This is a genomic window from Rhodococcus sp. NBC_00297 (assembly GCF_036173065.1).
GTDB lineage: Bacteria > Actinomycetota > Actinomycetes > Mycobacteriales > Mycobacteriaceae > Rhodococcoides.
On record NZ_CP108041.1, the window covers coordinates 2,705,052 to 2,726,591 of the forward strand.

The 21,540-nt window shown below is 69.5% G+C and carries 18 protein-coding genes and 1 riboswitch; of the genes, 11 read left to right on the plus strand and 7 right to left on the minus strand.

Features of this window, described 5'->3' with window-relative positions:
* Positions 1–38: 38 nt before the first annotated feature.
* A complete protein-coding gene (locus OG947_RS12880; RefSeq protein ID WP_328812012.1) occupies positions 39–1,385 on the plus strand; it encodes an HNH endonuclease signature motif containing protein in 1,347 nt (448 codons plus the stop codon).
* Here the strand turns inward: OG947_RS12880 and OG947_RS12885 are convergent.
* Positions 1,367–3,187: an FAD/NAD(P)-binding protein gene (locus tag OG947_RS12885; RefSeq protein WP_328812013.1), complete on the minus strand. Its 1,821-nt coding sequence runs from the start codon at positions 3,185–3,187 to the stop codon at positions 1,367–1,369. The genes OG947_RS12880 and OG947_RS12885 overlap by 19 nt on opposite strands.
* A gap of 255 nt (positions 3,188–3,442) precedes the next feature.
* On the opposite strand from OG947_RS12885, the gene fgd reads away from it, so the two are divergent.
* Complete coding sequence (gene fgd, locus OG947_RS12890) at positions 3,443–4,456, plus strand: glucose-6-phosphate dehydrogenase (coenzyme-F420) (RefSeq protein ID WP_328812014.1); 1,014 nt, start codon at positions 3,443–3,445, stop codon at positions 4,454–4,456.
* On the opposite strand, the gene OG947_RS12895 is transcribed toward fgd, so the two are convergent.
* Both OG947_RS12895 and OG947_RS12900 read right to left on the minus strand, forming a co-directional pair.
* Complete coding sequence (locus OG947_RS12895; protein WP_307108174.1) at positions 4,416–4,886, minus strand: MarR family winged helix-turn-helix transcriptional regulator; 471 nt, start codon at positions 4,884–4,886, stop codon at positions 4,416–4,418. The two genes, fgd and OG947_RS12895, sit on opposite strands and share 41 nt — an antisense overlap.
* Entirely contained in the window at positions 4,879–6,285 is a 1,407-nt protein-coding gene (locus OG947_RS12900; protein WP_328814019.1) for a DHA2 family efflux MFS transporter permease subunit, read from the minus strand. Before OG947_RS12900 ends, OG947_RS12895 begins: the two co-directional genes overlap by 8 nt.
* Before the next feature lie 159 nt (positions 6,286–6,444).
* Between OG947_RS12900 and pta the strand changes: the two genes are divergently transcribed.
* On the plus strand, positions 6,445–8,562 hold the full coding sequence (gene pta / locus OG947_RS12905) for a phosphate acetyltransferase (protein ID WP_056441380.1): 2,118 nt from the start codon (positions 6,445–6,447) through the stop codon (positions 8,560–8,562).
* Positions 8,559–9,746 (plus strand): acetate kinase, encoded by a 1,188-nt coding sequence (locus OG947_RS12910; RefSeq protein ID WP_027506225.1) that lies wholly within the window; start codon positions 8,559–8,561, stop codon positions 9,744–9,746. The genes pta and OG947_RS12910 overlap by 4 nt, the downstream gene beginning before the upstream one ends.
* On the opposite strand, the gene OG947_RS12915 is transcribed toward OG947_RS12910, so the two are convergent.
* The 3 genes from OG947_RS12915 to OG947_RS12925 are packed head-to-tail and all read right to left on the minus strand — an operon-like array spanning position 9,747 to position 14,352.
* The gene (locus OG947_RS12915) at positions 9,747–12,068 is read right to left on the minus strand and encodes a serine/threonine-protein kinase (protein ID WP_328812015.1); all 2,322 of its coding nucleotides are present in this window, start codon (positions 12,066–12,068) and stop codon (positions 9,747–9,749) included.
* Between the two features lie 2 nt (positions 12,069–12,070).
* On the minus strand, positions 12,071–13,042 hold the full coding sequence (locus OG947_RS12920) for a glutamate ABC transporter substrate-binding protein (protein ID WP_027506227.1): 972 nt from the start codon (positions 13,040–13,042) through the stop codon (positions 12,071–12,073).
* A complete protein-coding gene (locus OG947_RS12925; RefSeq protein WP_051613449.1) occupies positions 13,042–14,352 on the minus strand; it encodes a hypothetical protein in 1,311 nt (436 codons plus the stop codon). The genes OG947_RS12920 and OG947_RS12925 overlap by 1 nt, the downstream gene beginning before the upstream one ends.
* Positions 14,353–14,470: 118 nt before the next feature.
* Here OG947_RS12925 and OG947_RS12930 point away from each other — a divergent pair, with 118 nt between their 5' ends.
* A complete protein-coding gene (locus tag OG947_RS12930; protein ID WP_222646304.1) occupies positions 14,471–15,163 on the plus strand; it encodes an NUDIX hydrolase in 693 nt (230 codons plus the stop codon).
* Between the two features lie 3 nt (positions 15,164–15,166).
* On the opposite strand, the gene thiE is transcribed toward OG947_RS12930, so the two are convergent.
* Positions 15,167–15,850: a thiamine phosphate synthase gene (gene thiE, locus OG947_RS12935; protein WP_056442251.1), complete on the minus strand. Its 684-nt coding sequence runs from the start codon at positions 15,848–15,850 to the stop codon at positions 15,167–15,169.
* 135 nt (positions 15,851–15,985) lie between these two features.
* Positions 15,986–16,093: riboswitch (TPP riboswitch) on the plus strand.
* On the opposite strand from thiE, the gene thiO reads away from it, so the two are divergent.
* The 6 genes from thiO (at position 16,086) to OG947_RS12965 (ending at position 21,510) form a co-directional block, all read left to right on the plus strand.
* Positions 16,086–17,180, plus strand: coding sequence for a glycine oxidase ThiO (thiO, locus tag OG947_RS12940; protein WP_328812017.1), 1,095 nt, complete (start codon positions 16,086–16,088; stop codon positions 17,178–17,180). Its footprint overlaps the riboswitch before it by 8 nt.
* A gap of 9 nt (positions 17,181–17,189) precedes the next feature.
* The gene (thiS, locus tag OG947_RS12945) at positions 17,190–17,396 is read left to right on the plus strand and encodes a sulfur carrier protein ThiS (protein WP_222638008.1); all 207 of its coding nucleotides are present in this window, start codon (positions 17,190–17,192) and stop codon (positions 17,394–17,396) included.
* The gene (locus OG947_RS12950) at positions 17,389–18,147 is read left to right on the plus strand and encodes a thiazole synthase (protein ID WP_328812019.1); all 759 of its coding nucleotides are present in this window, start codon (positions 17,389–17,391) and stop codon (positions 18,145–18,147) included. Before thiS ends, OG947_RS12950 begins: the two co-directional genes overlap by 8 nt.
* A gap of 102 nt (positions 18,148–18,249) precedes the next feature.
* The gene (locus OG947_RS12955; RefSeq protein WP_056442255.1) at positions 18,250–19,209 is read left to right on the plus strand and encodes an ABC transporter ATP-binding protein; all 960 of its coding nucleotides are present in this window, start codon (positions 18,250–18,252) and stop codon (positions 19,207–19,209) included.
* Positions 19,206–20,000 carry an ABC transporter permease gene (locus OG947_RS12960; RefSeq protein WP_027506235.1) on the plus strand — a complete coding sequence of 265 codons (795 nt, stop codon included), beginning with the start codon at positions 19,206–19,208 and terminating at the stop codon, positions 19,998–20,000. The genes OG947_RS12955 and OG947_RS12960 overlap by 4 nt, the downstream gene beginning before the upstream one ends.
* Before the next feature lie 25 nt (positions 20,001–20,025).
* Positions 20,026–21,510 carry a M28 family peptidase gene (locus tag OG947_RS12965; RefSeq protein WP_328811127.1) on the plus strand — a complete coding sequence of 495 codons (1,485 nt, stop codon included), beginning with the start codon at positions 20,026–20,028 and terminating at the stop codon, positions 21,508–21,510.
* Positions 21,511–21,540 lie beyond the last annotated feature (30 nt).

A 21,540-nucleotide genomic window follows, 5' to 3' on the forward strand; every position in this document is an offset into this window, starting at 1 on the left:
TTACCTTCTGCAGGAATCGAGGATCCGGGGGGAGATCGATGAACGACACGGTAGAGCTGCACCCACCGTCGGTGGACGAGATACGGCTGTTCACAGCGCGTTTGGGGCTGGTGGAGGACGGCGGGTCGGCGCGGGAAGGAATCGATGCCGTGACGGCCATCGAAGCCCTGAAGAGCGTGGGCGCGGCGACGCAGGCGGTAGTGACCGCCGGGGTGGCGGCGAGCGTTCGAGCCGATCGGCGTGATCGCGGGCTGCCGAGGAAGCAGTGGGATCTCGGGATCGCGTCGCAGGTGGGTCTGGCACGTCGCGAGTCACACCGGCGTGGTGGCACATACCTCGGACTCGCACGGGCACTGGTGCACGAGATGCCGTACACCCTGCAGTCGATGCGCGAAGGCCGCCTGAGCGAGTACCGCGCGATGCTGCTGGTGCGGGAGACGGCGCACCTCACCGTGGCGGACCGGCGGGAGGTCGATCGCCGGTTGTGCGCCGACGCCTCGACGTTGGAAGGGAAGGGCGACAAGCAGGTGGTCGCGCTCGCGGTGGCCGCGGCGGTCGAGCTCGATGCCGCGGCCGTGGCGCGGAGGAACGCGCGTGCGGCTGCGCAGCGCCGCGTGAGCGTGCGTCCGGCTCCGGATTTCATGGGATACGCGACGGCGCTGCTGCCGATGGACAAGGCGGTGTGCGTGTACGCCACGTTGCGCCGAGACGCGGACGCGCTCGTCGCAGCCGGCCGTGCCGAGGGTCGAACGCGTGATCAGGTGATGGCGGACCTGTTGTTCGAGCGCGTGACCGGGGGAGATGCAGCGGCGGGTCCCCCGGTGGCCGTGCAGCTGGTCATGTCCGACGAGTCGTTGCTCGCCGGCGGTGACGAGGCCGCGCACGTTCCCGGCTACGGCATGGTTCCCGCCGAAGTGGCCCGCCGTGCGGTGGCCGACCGCATCGACGGCGGGAGTGTCGGTGCGACCCTGCGGCGGCTCTACGCCGTCCCGTCGACGGGACAGCTCACGGCGATGGACTCGACGGCGCGTGTGTTCCCGGCGGGACTCGGTCACTACATCGACGTCCGCGACCGGACGTGCCGCACACCGTGGTGCGATGCGCCGATCCGACACCACGACCACATACGCCCCTTCAGGTTCGGTGGCCCGACGACGGCGGAGAACGGCATGGGACTGTGCGCCGCCTGCAATTACGCGAAGGACGCGGAGGGGTGGGAGGCCCAGCGGGTCGTCGAGCACGTCGACGGCGGCCACATCGTCAGATTCCGGACGCCGACGGGCCACACCTACGACTCGGCTCCGCCGGCAGTACCGTTGCCGCTTCCCACCACGATGGTGGAGACGCAGCTGTACGAGCTGCTCGTTCAGCGTCGAGCCGGGTGAGACACAGCACGGTGGCCGGCCACGAGATCCGCGGCGATCGCGTCGTTGTGCCGGAAGAAGCCGGCGTCGATGCCGGGCCGGGCGAAGGCGCCGGACCAGGCGTGGCCCGCCACCCACATTCCCACCGCGTACCGATGGGGGTGCGCCGTGCCCGATGCGTCGATCACGCGGGACGAGCCGTCGACGGCCAGTTTGGCCGGACTCGTCGGAGACGCACTCACCTCGCGGACCTCACCGCGCTCGTGCAGCGATCGCAGCAGGGCGTCGGCGCTGCGCGAGATGGACGCTCTGGGCAGTCGGGCTTCGATGAGCGTCCGCGCTCGCACCACGTCGTGGTGCACGTGCGAGGTCGCCCGGAAGCCGTCACCGTCCGCCTCGAACCGCACCTCGGGGCCGAGGTAGCGAATGACTCCGGCGCGGCCGAGTGCGAGCAGCTGCTCCAGGCGCTCGGGCGGGGGACCGCTCGCGAGGAAGCTGAAGAAGGAATGCAGCTGTCCCTCCACCTGCGACGCGACGTCGTCCGGGCGCAGTCGCTCTGTCCGAACGAGCTCTCCCACAGTCCGATACACCGACAGCAGGGCCGAGAACACGGCGGCGTCCGCGCTGAAGCGGGGGTCGCGCCGTCGTGCCAGGTCTGCCTCGATGTAGCGGTGCACCTGCTCTGCGGCATCGGCCGCTGAGTCGAATCGGGCGTGCCGCAGCGGTCGGTCGAGCGTGTCGATGTCGAAGTGGTCCTCGGGATCGGGGACCATTCGTTCGACCAGTTCACCGACTGCACGGGCGCCGTCACGGCCCAGGGCGGCCTCGAGTTCGATGAACGGCCCGCGGACACGGTCGGGGTGGGAGCGGAACAGCTCGTGATAGTGCGCCCACGCAAGTTCCGCGACCGCGAGAGGCCAGACCGCCGTACGGAAGTCGAGCGTCTCCGTCCCGGGAAAAGCCTCGGGTACGAAGAACCTCGGGAGAGGCGGTGCCGCATCGGCGATGGAGTACGAGATCTTGGCGTGATACGGAACCCCGCGTCGAGATCCGGCGTACACCAGGGATTCCCGGCCGGAGGCCGTGTACACCAGGGTGCCGTCACCGGAGCGCGAGAAGGTGCCGCCGCGTGACTCCGCGAGCAGCACCATCCAGTCCACGAAGGCGAGACCGAGGCCCGAGATCAGGACGGGTTCGGCCTCGGGAACCAGCGCCGGGTCGAGGTCGGCTGTGTATCCCGGCCCGATGTACCGGAGACCGTGGGTCTCGGCATGGGCGGCGAATGCCTGGACGTCTGCCGGCGGCAGAGTGTCGGGTTGGCCCTGCGCCAGAACGACATCGGTCACCTCGAGCACGGTGCCGTCGTCGAGGATCAGACGCTGGTGGACACCCCGATCCTCGATGTCGACGACGCAGGCCCGGTGCACGTGCACTCGAACACGATCCGGCCGCGCCTTCACCGCGCTCTCGAAGACGTGAGCGAGATAGAGGGACTGCAGCGACCGGGACGCGAACGACGACGGGGTGAAACGGAGAACCTCCTCCCGCAGAGCCGGATCCGTGACGAGGGTGTCCCGGTTCGCCGTCACCCACTCCGCGAGGGTGGGACCGCCCGACCCGTCGGGCAGCATGGCCACGTCCGCCGCGACGGAGTTCATCCACAGCAGGGGGTCCTGGTTCCGTCGCCAGATCCGCCCTGCACCCGGCGGGTGGGGGTCGACGACATGGACGTCGATCGGTTCGGTCAGCTCGTCGGCCCGGCCGACGATCCGCTCGAGGATGCCGGTCGCGCGGGGTCCTCCGCCCACGAACGCGATGCTCACGAGTACGGTCCCGCCGTGAAGCCCGCAGCGCGCCGGGAATCGTCCTCGCCCCACAGCAGTGGTTCAGAACGTTCGTTCTGCACCTCGACACCCACCACAGCCTCCTTGCGCTCGTGCAACCTCCCACGGTGCCGGGCCGCCCGCCTCGGTGACAGGGTTGCGCGCACTGCGATTCGAAGGCCTCGGGCGGATCGGAGGCCTCGACTGATAGACATGACGGTGACCGGGGTTCGGCGGTAGATGAGGGAGTTCGGCGTGGCACAGGAACTGAAGCTGGGATACAAGGCGTCGGCCGAGCAGTTCGGCCCCCGCGAGCTCGTGGAGATCGCCGTTCTCGCGGAGTCGTCGGGCATGGATTCGGCGACCGTGAGCGACCACTTCCAGCCCTGGCGCCACGAGGGCGGCCACGCCCCGTTCTCGCTCGCGTGGATGACGGCCGTCGGTGAGCGCACGAAGACCCTGCAGCTGGGCACGTCGGTGATGACCCCGACATTCCGCTACAACCCGGCCGTGATCGCCCAGGCGTTCGCGACGATGGCGTGCCTGTACCCGAACCGGATCATGCTCGGTGTAGGCACCGGTGAGGCCCTCAACGAGATCGCGACCGGATTCGACGGTGAGTGGCCGGAGTTCAAGGAGCGGTTCGCGCGTCTGCGCGAGGCTGTGTCGCTGATGCGCGAGCTGTGGCTGGGCGATCGCGTCGACTTCGAGGGTGAGTACTACAAGACGAAGGGCGCATCGATCTACGACGTGCCCGAGGGTGGGGTCCCGGTGTACGTGGCGGCCGGCGGTCCCGTGGTCGCGCGCTACGCCGGACGCAGCGGCGACGGCTTCATCTGTACGTCCGGCAAGGGTATGGAGCTCTACACCGACAAGTTGATCCCCGCGGTGGCGGAAGGTGCGGAGAAGATGAACCGGTCCGTGGGCGACATCGACCACATGATCGAGATCAAGATCTCGTACGACACCGATGCCGATGCGGCGCTGGAGAACACGCGCTTCTGGGCGCCGCTGTCACTGACGCCGGAGCAGAAGCACTCCATCGACGATCCGATCGAGATGGAGAAGGCCGCGGACGAGCTGCCGATCGAGCAGGTGGCGAAGCGGTGGATCGTCGCCTCCGATCCGGACGAGGCGGTGGAGAAGGTCAAGCCGTACGTCGATGCAGGCCTGAACCACCTTGTCTTTCACGCGCCGGGTCACGATCAGCGTCGGTTCCTGGAGCTGTTCAAGACCGATCTGGAGCCCCGTCTGCGCCGTCTGGGCTGACGACGCCGGAGGACACCGCGCCCGACAGGATCCGGTGCAGCACCGCGGCGTCCTCGTCGCCGAGGTCGGCGAGCGAGTCGGGTACCGGGTCGGTGATCGCGTGTACGCGGTCCATCAGGGCGCGGCCGTCGTCGGTGATCGTGACGCGCTTGCTGCGACGATCGCTGTCGTCGACGGTGCGGCGGACGTAGCCGCGAGACTCGAGTTCGTTGACGCACACCGTGGTCGCCGGTGCGTCCATCGCCGCCGCGGTGGCCACCCCGCTCATCGTCAGCGGTCCGTCGACCAGGCGCCGAAGCACCCGCACCCGGCTGAACGGCATGTCGACCTCGGCCGCCACCCGTCGGCGCCAGGTGTCGCGGTTCTCGAAGACCAGCGAGGTCATCGCGGCCCAGGCCTCGTCTATCGGTCGGCTCCGGCGGTCAGGCACGGGCGGGCTCCGGTGTGCGGAACAGTGCGGCCACGTCGTCCGCGGTCCGCGTGGCCCGTCTGCTGGCGCTGACCAGCCCGAGGCCCGCGACGATCACACCGATGGCGGCCAGAGCCCACCAGACCGTGTGTGTGGAGGCGGCGAACCCCGCGTCGATGCCGGCCGCGGCGCCCGCGGTGGTGAGGCTCCCGCACAGCGCGACGCCGATGCTGACACCGATCTGGCGGCTGGTCGATGCGACCGCCGACGCCGCACCCGCGCGATCGCGGGGCATCCCGCCGACGGCCGCGTTGGTGATGGGGGCGTTGACCAGCCCGAAGCCGACTCCGAAGATCGCGAACATGACCAGCAGTGCGCTGACGGGGGTGGTGGCGGAGAGGCGGGTGAGGGTCAGGCCGGCGACGGCGATGACCACACCGGCGATGGTCATCGAGGGGCGGGCACCCCACCGCGCCACCATCCGCCCGGACAGCGGCGAGCAGATCAGCGTGGCGAGTGCGAGCGGTAGGAAGGACGCTCCCGTGCCGATCGCGCTGAAGCCGCGCACCTCCTGCAGGTACAGAGACATGAGGAACAGGAACGCTCCGTATCCGCCGAAGGCGCACACGGCCACGATCGTCGCCGACGAGAACGGGATGCTGCGGAAGAAGCGCAGATCGATGAACGGATCGACGCGCCTGTTCTCGTAGCGGACGAACGCGACGAACGTGGCCACGGACAGGGCGAACACCGCGAGGGTGATGGGCGACGACCATCCGAGCGAGGGACCCTCGATGAGGCCGAACACCAGGGAGGCCAGCATGACGACACCGAGCAGCTGACCGACCGGATCGAACGCGCGCACGACGGGCGACCGCGACTCGGGGACGAACACGGCGGCCAGAACGAACGCTGCGAGACAGACCGGGATGTTGATCCAGAAGACGGACCGCCACCCGGAGATCTCGATCAACAGTCCGCCGAGCATGGGACCGAGGGCCATGGAGATGCCGACCACGGCGCCCCACATACCGATCGCCCGGGCACGCTCGGCCTTCCCGGTGAAGACCTGCGTGATGATCGACATGGCGACGGGGTTGAGCATCGACCCACCGATCGCCTGGATCATGCGCGCGAGGATGAGGACCGGGGCGGTGGGGGCGAGGCTGCAGAGCAGCGAGCCGACGGCGAAGCTGACGAGTCCGATTTGGAAGACACGGCGCCGCCCCACACGGTCGGCGGTGGTGCCGGACAGCAGCAGCAGACTGGCGAGCACCAGTGTGTAGACGTCGATGGTCCACTGGAGCTGGGACACGGATGCGCCGAGTTCGGTGCGGACGGCGGGCAGCGCGACGTTCACGATGGTGGCGTCCATCGAGACGATGAGCAGGCTGAGGCAGCACGTGGCCAGCACGATCATCTTGTGACGCTGGTCGAGACCGCCTGACGCGACAGTTGTGGGCACACAAGTATTATGCTTGCGTAGGCTAAGAAAGTGCGGAGTTGTTCCCGGGATCACAGCCCGACCGCGGGACATCGTCTCGGACGACCGCGGCGGCGCGCCCATTAGGCTGAGACCATGGTCGCCGCGCCCGCAGACACGCCCAGTTCGCCCGTCTCCAGCATCTACATCGCGTCGCCCGAGGGGGACACCGGCAAGTCGACCATCGCGTTGGGGCTGCTGCGCATGCTCGGTGCCTCGACGGCTCGGGTCGGTGTGTTCCGGCCGATCGCTCGGTCGTCGTCCGAGACCGACTACATCCTCGAGCTCATGATCGACCACACCACCGCGGACACCACGTACGAGCAGTCGCTCGGCGTCACCTACGACGAGGTGCACGCGGATCCCGACGCCGCGCTCGCCGAGATCGTGCGCCGCTATCACGACGTCGCGTCCCAGTGCGATGCCGTGGTGATCGTGGGCAGCGACTACACCGACATCGCCAGTCCCAGCGAGCTGGGGTTCAACGCGCGCGTCGCCGTGAACCTGGGCGCCCCGGTGCTCCTCGCGCTGCGTGGCTCCGAACGCACGCCCGAGGAGATCGCCCACCTCGCCGACGTGTGTCGATCGGAACTGTCGACGCACCGCGCCCATCTGGCCGGCATCGTCGCCAACCGGTGCGATCCCGACGCGTTGGACGACGTCATCGCGCAGCTCTCGACAGAGGACGTGCCGGCGTGGGCTCTGCCCGAGGTACCGCTGCTGGTCGCACCGACCATGGACGAACTGCTGCACGCGATGAAGGGCGAACTCTACAGCGGCGATGCCGAACTGCTGCAACGGGAGGCCCTGCGCGTGATGGTCGGCGGCATGACGGCCGAGCACATTCTCGAGCGACTCACCGAGGGAGTCGTCGTCATCGCTCCGGCCGACCGCTCCGACGTCGTGCTCGCGCTCGTCAACGCCCACGAGGCCGAGGGGTTTCCGTCGCTCGCCGGCATCGTCATGAACGGCGGACTGACACCGCATCCCATGATCGCCAAGCTCATCGAGGGTCTGCAGCCCCGACTACCGATCCTCACCACCGAACTCGGAACCTTCGACACCGCGAGTGTGGCCGCGTCCACTCGCGGGCGGGTGGCCGTCGGATCGCAACGCAAGGTCGACACGGCGCTGGCGCTCATGGAGCGCCACGTCGACGCCGCCGAGATCCTGGGCCGCCTCGACGTCGCGATGCCGTCGGTGGTGACGCCGCAGATGTTCGAGTACCAGCTCATCGACCGGGCCCGCGCCGACCGCAAGCACATCGTGTTGCCCGAGGGGTCGGACGACCGGATCCTGCGCGCGGCCGGACGACTGCTGCAACGGCAGGTCGCGGACCTGACCATCCTCGGTGACGAGGCGGCGATCACGCGCAGGGCCGGGGAACTGGGGGTGGACCTGTCCGAGGCCACCGTGCTGGATCCGACGAACTCGGAGTACACGGACGACTTCGTCGCGGAGTACGTCCAGCTGCGCAAGCACAAGGGCATGACCGAGGACAAGGCCCGCGACATCATGTCCGACATCTCGTACTTCGGAACCATGATGGTGCACAAGGGCATTGCCGACGGCATGGTCTCGGGTGCCGCGCACACCACGGCGCACACCATCAAGCCGTCCTTCGAGATCATCAAGACCATGGACGGGGTCTCGACGGTCTCGAGCATCTTCCTGATGTGTCTCGCGGACAAGGTGCTCGCCTACGGCGACTGCGCCGTGGTTCCCGACCCCACGTCGGAACAGCTCGCCGACATCGCCGTCTCGTCCGCGGCCACCGCGTCGATGTTCGGCATCGAGCCGCGGGTGGCGATGCTGAGCTACTCCACCGGCGATTCCGGATCGGGTGCCGACGTGGACAAGGTCCGGACGGCGACCGACCTCGTCCGCGACCGGGCGCCGGATCTGCTGGTGGAGGGGCCGATCCAGTACGACGCGGCCATCGACCCGTCGGTGGCGAAGTCCAAGCTGCCCGACTCCGAGGTGGCGGGCCGGGCGACCGTGTTCGTCTTCCCCGACCTCAACACCGGCAACAACACGTACAAGGCGGTGCAGCGCAGCGCCAACGCCGTGGCGGTGGGACCGGTCCTGCAGGGACTGCGCAAGCCCGTCAACGATCTCAGTCGAGGAGCCCTGGTGCAGGACATCGTGAACACCGTGGCGATCACCGCCATCCAGGCCCAGTCCGGTACCGACGGTCTGGAGGTCGCGAAGTGAGCACGGTGCTGGTCGTCAACTCGGGATCGTCGTCGGTGAAGTTCCAGGTGGTGGACCCCGACTCGGGACACAGCGTCCTGCAGGGCATCGTCGAGCGCATCGGGGACGCCGACGGGCGCGTGGCCGTCACCCGCGGCGACGACACGACGGAGAAGACGACCGACATCCCCGATCACGTCACGGGCCTCCGGCTGGCGTTCGAGATGATGGCCGACGCGGGACTGCCCCTGGCGGAGGCGGGCATCACGGCAGTGGGGCATCGAGTGGTGCACGGCGGCACCGTCTTCAGCGAGCCCACCCTCATCGACGACTCGGTCGTGGCCACCATCGACGAGCTCAGTGCGCTGGCGCCCCTGCACAATCCGGCCAACCTGCGCGGGATCGAGGTGGCGCGCCGGGAGCTGCCCGACGTGCCGCAGGTCGCCGTGTTCGACACGGCGTTCTTCCACACCCTCCCCGCCGCCGCCTCGACGTACGCCATCGATGCGGCCACCGCCGCCGAACACGACATCAAGCGGTACGGGATGCACGGCACGTCCCACGAGTACGTGAGTGGCCGTGTGGCAGAGCATCTGGGACGGTCGCCGTCGGACGTGAACCAGATCGTGCTGCACCTCGGCAACGGCGCCTCGGCATCGGCCGTGCGCGGCGGCGTCGCGGTGGACACGTCCATGGGCCTCACCCCGCTCGAGGGGCTCGTGATGGGAACCCGCAGCGGCGACATCGATCCCGGCATCGTGATGCACCTGCGGCGCAGTGCCGACATGGACGTCGATGCCATCGACGAACTGCTCAACCGCCGCTCCGGTATCAAGGGATTGAGTGGTGTCACCGACTTCCGTGAGCTCCGGCGCCTCATCGACGACGGTGACGAGGCCGCGGCCCTGGCCTTCGACGTGTACGTCCATCGCCTGCGGCGCTATCTCGGCGCGTACATGATCGAGCTGGGCCACGTGGATGTCGTCACGTTCACCGCCGGCGTGGGCGAGAATTCGGCCGAGGTGCGCGCAGCGGCCCTGGCGGACCTCGAGATGTACGGGATCGAGCTGGACGAGGAGCGTAATGCCGAGCGCGGCAAGGGAATCCGTGTCATCTCGACGGACGATTCCCCGGTGACGGTCCTCGTGGTGCCCACCAACGAGGAGTTGGCCATCGCCCGCGCCGCGGTGGCCCTGATCGGCTGATCAGAAGAGGGACTTGGGCCGCACCGCGTTGGCCAGGTCCACCAGGGCGAAGCGGTGCGATCGGGTGCGCGCGGTCCGGGCGAGAGATCGCAGGGCGGTCTCGGCGCCCGTCCGGAGGCCGTCCCGCGTGAAGGGCACGCCGAGCAGCGGCACCGTGGACTCGGGCGCGTGCCCGGACTCCATCCATTCGAGCGCGGTGCCCAGGACGACCGTCCGCAGTTGCAGCGCACGGGGTTCGCGCGCCGGCAGCGCCTCGACGCGCCGCGCCGCCTCGTGGAGCGCACCCTCGTCCATGTCGGCCGCGGAGCCGGAGAGCAGTGTGAGTACGCCGGTCATCCGTGCCATCGAGTAGTGCCGTGACGTGGCGGGCACCAGATCGAGAGTCATGATGGCGTCGAGCAGCGCACCCCGTTCCGCGAGCCTGCGGGCGAGACCGAACGCGGCGCTGACGATGGTGCGATCGGTGCGCCACACCGTGGTGTACATCGTCTCGGCCAGGGCGCACCACGTGTCGTGGCCGTCGTCGGAGGTCTGCTGCGCCAGCAGTTCCGCCGTCGCCGCGAGCGCGAGCTTGGGTGCGACCTCGCCGGGCATCGCGGAGAGCACCGAGTCGAACTTGTCGGCGGCGTCGACGAAGTTACGGCACAGCAGCGCGATGGTGCCGCGGTGCCAGTCGACGCGCCAGTTGCCCGTCACGTCGTCCAGCCTGCGCATCACCTCGGCGGCCGAATCTCCCTCGCCCAGATCGAGATACGCGCGGGCCTCGGTCAGCACCGCTTCCACGGACCCGACGGAGTCGTCGCCCACGGTGCGATCGAGGCCGTTCTCGCGAGCGAGGCGCAGCGAGTCGAGCGTCTGGTGCGGTTCGCTGTGCACGGCCGCGGCGATGAGCTGCGCGCTCGGGTCCGACGTGTCGATCAGGGGGACCGGAAGCGCGGCCACCACGTCGCGCGGATCCAGCCTGGCCACGCGGTGCCGTCCGTCGATGTACACGTCGGTGACGGCGACCTGCTCGTCGGTGCCGAAGGTGGTGCGCTGCGGGCTGAACACCGACGACAGCGACGGGTGGCTGTCACCCGTCTGCTGCGAGAGGATCTCGCGCAGAACACCACTGAGCTGACTCGCGGCCTCGTCGGCGCTGCGGAACCGGGTGAGCGGGTCGGCGGCCGTCGCGCGTCGGAGCAGCCGGGCGAAGAACTGGTACTCCTGCAGGACGGGCGCGTCCTCGGGGATGCCGTCCACGTACCGCCCGTGCTCCGAGGCGATCTCGAGCGTCAGGACCGCGAGAGTGCGCCCCACGGTGAAGATGTCGGACGCCACCGTGGGTCCGGTCCGCACGATCTCCGGTGCCTGGTACCCGGCCGTGCCGTAGAGGTACCCGTAGTCCTCGAGCTGGCTCACCGCGCCCAGGTCGATCAGCTTGATCTGGTCCTGCGTCACCATGACGTTCTCGGGTTTCAGATCGTTGTACGCCAGACCGATGGAGTGCAGGTAGGCCAGCGCGGGCATCACCTCGAGGAGGTAGGCGATGGCTTCCTGCACAGGCAGTTTCGTGCGCGCCGGGTTGTCGGTCATGATCTGGCGCAGCGTGCGACCGCCGACGTACTCCATGACGATGTACCCCGTCGACGACGGCACCTCCTGCGAGCCGGGCGCGAGGGGGCGGGGGTGCTCCACGAAGTTGTAGATCTTGACGATGCCGGGGTGGGTCACCTCGGCGAGGAACTGGCGTTCCGCCATCGCCACCGCGTGTGCCTCGGCGTTGCCGAAGTGCAGCAGGCCCTTGAGCACGACCCAGCGATCGCTGACGTTGCGATCGATGGCGAGGTAGATCCACCCGAGTCCGCCGTGCGCGATACACCCTTGCACCTCGTACTGCCCGGCCACCATCTCACCGGGTTCGAGTAGCGGGGAGAAGTCGAAATGCGTTCCGCACCTAACGCAGTCACCTGACGGGTGGGCGGGCCGGCCGTCGACGCTCCGCCCGACGGGGGCGTTGCACTTCCAGCAGAACCGCTTGCTCTCCGGGACGCGGGGGTCCGACATGACAGCGGTCGCGGGATCGACCTCGGGAATGCGCGGCAGTTCCACCAGCCCACCACCGAGGCGACGACGCTTTCCGGTTCGTACGCGGCGGCTCGGCCGGGAGGTGCGCCCGGTGGTGTCCTCGCGCAGCGCGGCCCGCGTGGCGTCGTCCTCCTCGGGGCGCACCGAGGCCCTCGTCGCGTCGGAGTCCTGCTCGCGCAGGGCGGCGCGGGTGGCGTCGGGATCCTCGTCGCGCAACGAGGCCCGGGTCGCCTCGAGATCGGGTTCGGTACTCATGATCAGCCGTTGTAGACGGGAAAGGGCGCGCCGGGAGACGGGCCGAGGACGGACAACCACTGGGTGTAGATGCGGTTCCAGGTGCCGTCGCCGCGAATGCGTTCGAGCGTCCTGTTGACGACGCGCACGAGGTCGTCGTGACCCAGCGTCACGCCGATCCCGTACGGCTCCGCGGCGATGGAGAACCCGACGATCTCCAGGTACGGATCCTGGGCGGCGAGTCCGGCGAGGATCGCGTCGTCGGTGCTGACGGCGTCGACACCGCCCTGCTGCAGCACCACGAGACAGTCCGCCCAGCTGGGCACACTGACGATCTGGGCACTGGGCTGCAGACGCTGGATGCGCAGCAACGACGTGGTGCCCGCCGCGGCGCACACGCGCCGACCGCCGAGGTCACCGACACCCGTGATGCCCGAGCCCTTGACGGCCAGAACCCGTTGATCCGCCTGGTAGTACACGGTGGAGAAGGTCACCCGTTCGCGCCGGGCACACGTGATGGTCATGGTCTTGACGACGATGTCGACCTCGCCCTCGGCCAGGGCGTCGATCCGCTCGGCGGACGCGAGGATGCGGTACTCCAGCCGGTCCGGGTCCCCGAACAGATCGCGGGCGACCTCGCGGGCGATGTCGACGTCGAAGCCGACGATCTCACCGCTCACGGGATCGCGGAAGCTGAACAGGTTGCTGCCGGTGTCCAGCCCGACGACGAGGCGCCCGCGGGCGCGGATCGCGTCGACGTTCGGAGCGGGTACGGGTGCGCCGTCGGGCGCGGCGTAGTTGGGCCGCAGGCTCGCACGGGGGTCGCCGCAGTCCTCCGCCGGTGGCATCGGTGCGCCCGGGGTGACGCCGGTGGCCCCGTCGGGCAGCGGTTCGGCGACAGTGGCGCGGTCCGGCGCCTCCGGCACCGGCGTGGTGTCCGCGCAGCCGGTCAGGACGAGGATGAGCGCGGCGGCGATCACGGCCGCGCGGCGCATCACAGGTACTCCCGGATACGCGACCACATACCGCCCACGACGGCGAGCACGGCCAGGCCGCACACGATGCCGGTGCCCACGGTGAGGCCGGCCAGCACGCCCGACGCACGCTGGACGTCGTCTCGCAGGGACGCGCGGGACGCCTCGATCTCCTCGACGAGAGCCGAGTCGAGCCGACCGAACACGTCGCTGGAGTCGCCGGCAGCCGTTCCGGTGGCGATGGTGACCGCCGTGTCGAAGTCGCCGACGTCCAGCGACGCGTTCATCCGGTCGTGCGAGCTGGTCCAGAGCGACACCAGCGCACGGGCGTCGTCCATCCGGGGACTGTGCGTGTCGTCGTCGTGCGCGAGTGTGCCGAGGGTGTCGGCGAGGCCGGACACCGCGTCGGAGTACGACTTCTCGTAGTCGGCGAAGCCGCCGCGCCGCGTCATGCCGATGGTCTCGTCGGCGCGTGCCTGCTGGGCGAGGATCCGGCTGGTGGTGAGCAGGTCCAGGGGCTCCGCGCCGCGCACCAGAGCGCGGTCGGTGGCGGTCGAGGAGATGAGCCCCGCGACGAGCATCCAGCCGAGCAGCAGTACGACGCCCACCGTGGCACCCGCGAAACCGACGTTGACGGTGCGCTTGGTCTTCCGGCTCAGGAACATCTGCGCGCCGACGAGCACGAGCACGGTGATGCCCAGCACGACGAACGCCGACCAGGGTGGTGTCGCGAACTGGCGCTGCGCATCCGACACGTCACCGGACTTCTCCGCGTGCAGTTCCTCGGCCCACGGCAGGATCGTGTTCTGCATGAGGGTCGACGCCTCGGCCAGATACGCGGAACCCACCGGATTGCCGACGCGGTTGTTCGTCCGCGCGGTCTCGATGATGCCGGCGTACAGCGGCAGGTTCGTGGAGATCGTCGCCAGCAGTTGCCGCGACGTCGCGTCGTCGCTCGCGAGTCCGGTGGACGCGCGGACCACCTCGCCCGCCGCCGCTCCGAGCGAGTCCGTGTACCGACCACGGACGTCGCCGGGTTCCAGACCGCCCGAGAGGAAGGCCGTCGCCGCCGTCGCGTCCGCGACCGACAGCTGCACGTACAGGTTCTGCGCCGCATCGGACAGCGGCTCGGTGCGCGCGAGCAGAAGTTCGAGGGTGCGCTGGCGGTCCGACACCGACAGCGTCGTCACGAGAGCGGTGGTCACGAGCGTCGCGACCACCAGCAGACCCACCGCCAACAGCCGGACGGGAGTGGAACGGAGGAACTCCGACCGTTCGGAGCGGGTGTCGACGGGCGCGCGCAGAGTCAGCGCACTCGTCTGCTGTGACACCTCGACCCCTTCCCGCGCGATCGGTCGCCCTCATGTCCGGATTCGAGCATAGGCCCACCGTGGTCCGAGCACAGGCAACGCGAGGAGCAATAAGGTGGGGGAATGCGGACGGTGAACCATGCGCGGTGACGGGGACGGCTGGGTCTTCAGCAGCGACGGGAGCCGGCACTGGGGACGACACGGCGCGGCCGGTCTGCTGTTGCGGGCTCCGACCGGGTCGGCGGGCTCCGTGGTGTTGCTGCAGCACCGTGCGGCCTGGAGTCATCAGGGCGGGACGTGGGCGCTGCCCGGTGGTGCCAGGGACAGTCACGAGAGCGCCGTCCACGCGGCCGTACGCGAGGCCGGCGAGGAGGCGGGCATCACGGACGACCTGCTGACCGTGCGGGACGAGCACGTCACCAAGATCGAGGACTCGGGGTGGTCCTACACCACTGTGATCGCCGACGCGGAGCGCGAACTCGACACGGTTCCCAACGGTGAGAGCACCGAACTGCGCTGGGTCGCCGAGCACGAGGTGGACTCGCTGCCGCTGCACCCCGCCTTCGCCGAGAGTTGGCCGTCGCTGCGCACCGTGCCCGTCCGCGCCGTCCTGGCCGCCGACGCCCCCGACGATCTCCCGGCGCGCACCGTACGACTCGCCGTCGGCAGCTTCGGGTGGATCGTCGACACCGTACGGGCCGAGAACGTGGACGCGGCGCTCGCCGCCGTCCGGAACGACACCGACCTGCGCGTCGTCGTCGTGACGGCCGACGACGCGGTGCGCTCGGCGGTTCCCGCCGACGTCACCGTCCTGTCGCCGGACGGACTCTGACGGTCAGACCGACGGCAGCAGATCGAGCAGTCGACGGGCCGCCGCCTCGGGGTCGCGAGCCTGCGTGATCGCCCGCACCACCGCGATGCGGGACGCGCCCGCCTCGAGCGCCTGCGCGACGTTGTTCTCCTCGACCCCGCCGATGACGAACCACGGCCGGGTGGGATGCGATTCGGCGACCTCACGCACGACGTCCAGGCCCGCGGCCGAACGGTTCGGCTTGGTGGGAGTCGCCCACACCGGTCCCGTGGCGAAGTAGTCGACGCCGTCCTCGATGTCGGCGAGCGTGGCCTGTGCCCGGTTCTGCGTGGAGCGCCCGATGACGACGTCCGGGCCCACGATGCGGCGCGCGTAGTGCACCGGCAGATCGTTCTGGCCGAGGTGCAGCACGTCGGCGCCCGAGGCGAGCGCCAGATCGGCACGATCGTTGACGGCCATCAGCGCGCCGTGACGGCGGCACGCGGCGGAGATGACCGCGAGAGCGGCGAGCTCGTCCTTCGCCTCGATGGCGCCGTACTTTTTCTCGCCCGCCGACCCCTTGTCGCGGAGCTGCACGATGTCGACGCCCCCGGACAGCGCCGCGTCCACGAACTTGGCCAGGTCACCGGTGTCGCGGCGGGCGTCGGTGCAGAGGTACAGACGAGCGGTGGCGAGCCGCTCGCGGGCGGTGGTCCTCGAAGTCGTCACGAGTGTGAATGTAGTACCACCCAGTACTGCGGGAAGGCCGGAGGCCGGTCGGGTGATGGCGGGAAGGCCGGAGGCCGGTCGGGTGATGGCGTGAAGGCCGGAGGCCGGTCGGGTCATCAGCCGGTTAGGGTGAAGGGGAACGAACACGGGAGTCCCGGACGGGGCTGAGAGTGGGCGAGGCCGCCCAGACCGTAACCACCTGACCCGGGTCATGCCGGCGGAGGAAGTGAGTTTCATGCAGCGATCCGTCTCCGTCGTGGGCGGCGGGGTGATCGGCCTGTTCTGCGCCCGCGCCGCCGCGGCGGCGGGATGGTCCGTCACCCTGCACGACCCGACGTTCGGTGCACGCGCTGTCGGCGACGGCGCCGCCAGCTGGGTGGCGGGCGGCATGCTCGCGCCGCTGTCCGAGGGCTGGCCCGGCGAACACGCACTCTTGGCACTCGGTTCCGCGTCGCTGCGGCGGTGGCACGATCCGGTGCTGCGCGCGGACCTGGAGGGTCGGGGCGTCGTCGTGTCGAGTGGATCGTTGACCGTCGCGTTCGACTCGGCCGACGCGGCGGACCTGCGCACTGTCGCCGACTGGGTGGGTGCGCAGGGCCACGATCTCGAGATCCTCTCGCGCAGCGAGGTGCGCACTCTGGAGCCGTCGCTCTCGCCGCGCGTTCGTCTGGGCCTGTCGGCGCCGGGGGAGTTGTCGGTGGACAACCGGGCGTTGGTGCTCGCGTTGGAGTCCGCGGTCCGCGACCGGGGAGTGCGGATCGAGCGTGCTCCCGTCACCGACCTCGACGCGCTCACCACCGATCGTGTGGTGGTCGCCGCGGGGTGGTCGACGTCCCGTCTGCTGCCGGACGTCCCGGTGCGGCCGGTGAAGGGCGAGATCCTGCGCCTGCGTGCGCGCCCCGGCTCCGCGAGTTCGCCGACGCGCACCGTCCGCGCGAGCGTCAACGGTCGCGCGGTGTACCTGGTCCCCCGTGGCGGGGGTCTGGTGGTCGGTGCGACGCAGTACGAGCACGGTGACGACACCGCCGTGACCGTCGCCGGCGTCCGCGACCTCCTGGCGGACGCCGAGGCCGTGTTCCCGGCCGTCGGTGACTACGAGTTGGCGGAGACTGCGGCGGGCCTGCGGCCGGGGAGCCCCGACAACATCCCCGTGGTCGGGCGGTGGGACGACCGCGTGATCGTCGCCGCCGGGCACGGTCGCAACGGGGTGCTGCTCGCGCCCGTCACGGCGGACGCCGTGGTGGCAGAACTGGAGGGCGAGCCGTTGACGGAAGCGGCATGTGCTCTCCCCGAACGATTTTCGAGTCTCACGCGGACTCGGGCACGGTAGGAGACGAACATGACCGCAGTGGGTGTCACCGTCAACGGCGCGGATCACGACCTCGAGCCCGGCACGACGGTGCGGGACATGCTGACCCAGCTGGGTCTTCCCGAGAAGGGCATCGCCGTGGCGGTGGACGGAATCGTGCTGCCGCGCTCGCGGTGGGGCGAGGACGTGGGCCGCGGCTGGACCATCGAGGTGCTGACGGCGGTGCAGGGTGGCTGATCAGTTGACCATCGCCGACCGTACCTTCACCTCTCGCCTGATCATGGGGACCGGGGGCGCGGCCAACCTCGCGGTGCTGGAGGAGGCCCTCGTCGCATCGGGGACGGAACTCACCACCGTCGCCCTGCGCCGCGTCGACGTCTCGGGCGGCACCGGGGTGCTCGATCTCCTCACGCGCCTCGGCATCGCCCTGCTGCCCAACACGGCGGGATGTCGCGGCGCCGCCGAGGCCGTGCTCACCGCGCAGTTGGCTCGAGAGGCGCTGGAGACCGACTGGATCAAGCTCGAGGTGATCGCGGACGAGCGGACCCTCCTGCCCGACGCCATCGAGCTGGTGCGCGCCGCGGAGCAACTCGTCGACGACGATTTCGTCGTGTTGCCCTACACCACCGACGATCCAGTGCTCGCGCGTCGCCTCGAGGACGTGGGGTGCGCCGCGGTCATGCCGCTCGGATCGCCCATCGGGACGGGGCTGGGCATCGCGAATCCGCACAACATCGAGATGATCACCTCGGCCGCAGGGGTTCCCGTGGTGCTCGACGCCGGCATCGGCACGGCGAGCGACGCGGCACTCGCCATGGAGCTGGGGTGCTCGGCGGTGCTGCTCGCCACCGCGGTGACACGCGCTCGTGATCCGCGAATGATGGCCTCCGCCATGGCCGATGCAGTGCGCGGCGGACGATCGGCGGCGCTGGCGGGCCGGATCCCGAAACGGTTCTGGGCGCAGGCGTCCTCGCCCGACGTCGACTGACCACCCCGGGGGCGGCTCAGGGTCGCGTCATCCCTTCGGATGACCCGGGTCGAGACCCGGGAGCGATGTGGTCGGTGGTCCTGCTCGGGCATCCTGATGCACATGATCGAAGTGACAGGTTTGACCAAACAGTTCGGCGCGAAGAAAGCCGTGGACGATCTCTCCTTCACGGTGCGCCCGGGTATCGTGACGGGCTTCCTCGGCCCCAACGGTGCCGGCAAGTCCACCACGATGCGGATGATCCTCGGGCTCGATCAGCCCACGTCCGGAACGGCACTCATCGAGGGTCGGCCCTACCGTGAGCTGAAGAATCCCATTCGCACCGTCGGCGCTCTGCTCGACGCGAAGTGGGTGCACCCCAACAGATCCGCGCGTGCTCACCTGCAGTGGATGGCGGCCTCCAACGGCATAGCCTCGTCCCGCGTCGACGAGGTGCTCCGCCTCGTCGGTCTGTCCGAGGTGGCCAAGCAGAAGGCCGGCGGGTTCTCCCTCGGCATGTCGCAGCGACTCGGTCTGGCCGGTGCGTTGCTCGGTGACCCGAAGGTCCTGATGTTCGACGAGCCGGTCAACGGACTCGATCCCGAGGGCATCGTCTGGATCCGCAAGTTCATGCAGCGCCTCGCCGCCGAGGGGCGGACCGTGCTGGTGTCCTCGCACCTGCTCTCCGAGATGGCGCTCACCGCAGAACAACTGATCGTCATCGGCCGCGGCCGGCTCATCTCGGACTCGTCCGTGCAGGAGTTCGTCGACCGCGCCTCGGAGGCGTCGGTCCGCGTCCGCAGCCCCCAGCTCGACGCCCTGCGCAGCGCGCTCACGTCGGCAGGTCTGACGGTCAAGGAGCCCAGCAGCCTCGATCAGGTGCATCCGACCCTCGTGGTGGCCGAGTCCACCACGGAGGCGATCGGCGAGATCGCCGCGCGCCACAACATCGTCCTGCACGAGCTGGCGTCCCAGCACGGTTCGCTCGAGGACGCGTTCATGAAACTCACCGGTGACGACGTGCAGTACCACGGCGCCGGTACCGGTACCGATACTGACGTGATGGGAGGGGCACTGCGATGAGTGTGCTTGCAGCGGAACGAATCAAACTCACCTCGACGAAGTCGCCGTGGTGGTGCACCGTCATCATCGTGGCGCTCGGGCTGGGCATCGGTGCCGTCATCGGCATCACGGCCAAGTCGACGGTCACCACCGTGCAGAACGACATCGCCGCCGGAAACGACCCCGGCTTCGAGCCGTACCTGCCGACCCTCGCGGACGCCGTCGCCGGCGTCAGCGGGTTCGGCGTTCTCGTGCTCATGATTCTCGCGGCGCTGTCGATCACCAGCGAGTATCGCTTCGGCATCATCCGGACCACGTTCCAGGCCATCCCCAGCCGTGCCTCGGTACTCGGCGTGAAGGCGCTGCTCATCGGCGTCTTCGGTGCGGTGTTGTCCCTGGTGCTCACGCTGGGCGCGTTCTACATCGCGAAGGCCACGGCCGGTCCCGATGCGGGCGCCGCACTCGTGCTCGAGGGTTCGGACGCGTGGCGTGCCATCTACGGTGTCCCGATCTACGCCTTCCTGTGCGTCGTCCTCGCCGTGGGAGTCGGTGCGCTGCTGCGACAGTCGGCCGCCGCGATCGCACTGCTGCTCCTGTGGCCGCTGTTGATCGAGTCGCTGTTCAACCTGTTCGGCAGCATCGGGCGCGACATCATGCCCTTCCTCCCGTTCATGAACGCGAACAACTTCCTCGGCTCGCCCGGCGGAGTGGAGTACCACTGGGGACCGTGGGGCAGCCTGGCCTACTTCGCGGCCTTCGTCGCCGTCGTCTTCGGCGCCGCAGTGGTGGTGGTGAACAAGCGAGACGCGTGACCGCTCTTTCGTTAGGGTGACGTTCATGCGGACGACACGATCGACCCTGTCCATCGCGATCTGTGCGGCGGGAGTGCTCGCGCTGTCGTCCTGCTCCTCCGGCTCGTCCGGTGAGGAAGCCACCCCGTCCGAGGAACCCGTGGCCGCACCGGTCACGGGTTCCTCGCTGTCCGAGGCCGTCACCCTCGACGCGGTGGTGAGCCACCTGCAGGAGCTCTCCGACATCGCCGACGCGCACGACGGGAATCGCGCCGCCGGCACCGCCGGATACGACGCCAGCGTCGACTACGTGGCCGGCGCACTGCGGGACGCGGGCTTCGACGTCGAGACGCCCGAGTTCTCGTTCGACAGCTACACCCTCGACTCGGTGGCGCTGCGCGCTGCCGACCGCGACGTGCCGGTGAGCGCGTTCACGTACTCACCGGCCACGCCCGCCGGTGGGGTCTCCGGTCCGATCGTGGCAGCACCTGCCGACGACTCACCCGGCTGCGAGGCCACCGACTACGACGGCCTCACGCTGACCGGCGCGGTCGCTCTGGTCCCGCGCGGGGTGTGCTCTTTCGCGCAGAAGGGGCAGATCGCCGCCGAGCGCGGCGCCGCCGCGATCATCGTGTCCAACAACGAGGACGGTCCGCTCGACGCCGGCACGCTCGGCGCGAAGGAGGATGCCCGCATCCCGTCGGTGGGTGTCAGCCGTGAGGACGGTGCCGCTCTGGCCGCGGCCCCGACCACCGCGCAGATCACGCTCGCCGCGGAGACCGAGACCACGACCAGCCGCAACATTCTCGCGCAGACCACGACGGGATCCACCGAGAACGTCGTCATGGCGGGAGCGCATCTCGACTCGGTCCCCGAGGGCCCGGGCATCAACGACAACGGCACCGGTACCGCCGCCGTGCTCGAGTCCGCTCTGCAGATGGGTGGCTCGCCGGACGTGACCAACGCCGTGCGGTTCGGGTTCTGGGGCGCGGAGGAACTCGGTCTGGTCGGATCCACGAAGTACGTCGAGGGACTGTCCGACGAGGACAAGGCCGCGATCGCGCTCTACCTGAACTTCGACATGGTCGGGTCGAACAACGCCGGCTACCTCGTCTACGACGGAGACGACTCGGATCAGGTCGGCGAGCCCGCCGGCCCCACCGGCTCGGACGCGATCGAGCGAGTCTTCGAGGAGCAGCTCACGACGCAGGACGCCGACGGCACCGACTTCGACGGGCGCTCGGACTACGGCCCCTTCATCGAGGTCGGCATCCCCTCGGGCGGTGTCTTCAGCGGCGCCGACGACGTGAAGACCGAGGAGCAGGCCGCGCGCTGGGGCGGGACGGCGAACGAGCCCTTCGACCCGAATTACCACACCGCCGAGGACACGCTCGAAAACGTCGACCGGGAGGCTCTCGGCATCAACTCGAAGGCCGTCGCCTACGGCATCGGCACGTACGCCGAGTCGGTGACGGGCCCGAACGGCGTCCCCGTGGGTGCCGATCGAGACGCCGCCCGTCAGGCCGAGTGACGTTTACTGTCACTCGGAGTAACGACAAGA

Bases quoted from the DNA above. Each gene is read 5' to 3' on its own strand.
- OG947_RS12880 (WP_328812012.1), top strand. From the start codon at position 39: ATGAACGACACGGTAGAGCTGCACCCACCGTCGGTGGACGAGATACGG.
- OG947_RS12900 (WP_328814019.1), bottom strand. From the start codon at position 6,285: ATGATCGTGCTGGCCACGTGCTGCCTCAGCCTGCTCATCGTCTCGATG.
- pta (WP_056441380.1), top strand. From the start codon at position 6,445: ATGGTCGCCGCGCCCGCAGACACGCCCAGTTCGCCCGTCTCCAGCATC.
- OG947_RS12915 (WP_328812015.1), bottom strand. From the start codon at position 12,068: ATGAGTACCGAACCCGATCTCGAGGCGACCCGGGCCTCGTTGCGCGAC.
- OG947_RS12920 (WP_027506227.1), bottom strand. From the start codon at position 13,042: ATGCGCCGCGCGGCCGTGATCGCCGCCGCGCTCATCCTCGTCCTGACC.
- OG947_RS12930 (WP_222646304.1), top strand. From the start codon at position 14,471: ATGCGCGGTGACGGGGACGGCTGGGTCTTCAGCAGCGACGGGAGCCGG.
- thiO (WP_328812017.1), top strand. From the start codon at position 16,086: ATGCAGCGATCCGTCTCCGTCGTGGGCGGCGGGGTGATCGGCCTGTTC.
- thiS (WP_222638008.1), top strand. From the start codon at position 17,190: ATGACCGCAGTGGGTGTCACCGTCAACGGCGCGGATCACGACCTCGAG.
- OG947_RS12955 (WP_056442255.1), top strand. From the start codon at position 18,250: ATGATCGAAGTGACAGGTTTGACCAAACAGTTCGGCGCGAAGAAAGCC.
- OG947_RS12960 (WP_027506235.1), top strand. From the start codon at position 19,206: ATGAGTGTGCTTGCAGCGGAACGAATCAAACTCACCTCGACGAAGTCG.
- OG947_RS12965 (WP_328811127.1), top strand. From the start codon at position 20,026: ATGCGGACGACACGATCGACCCTGTCCATCGCGATCTGTGCGGCGGGA.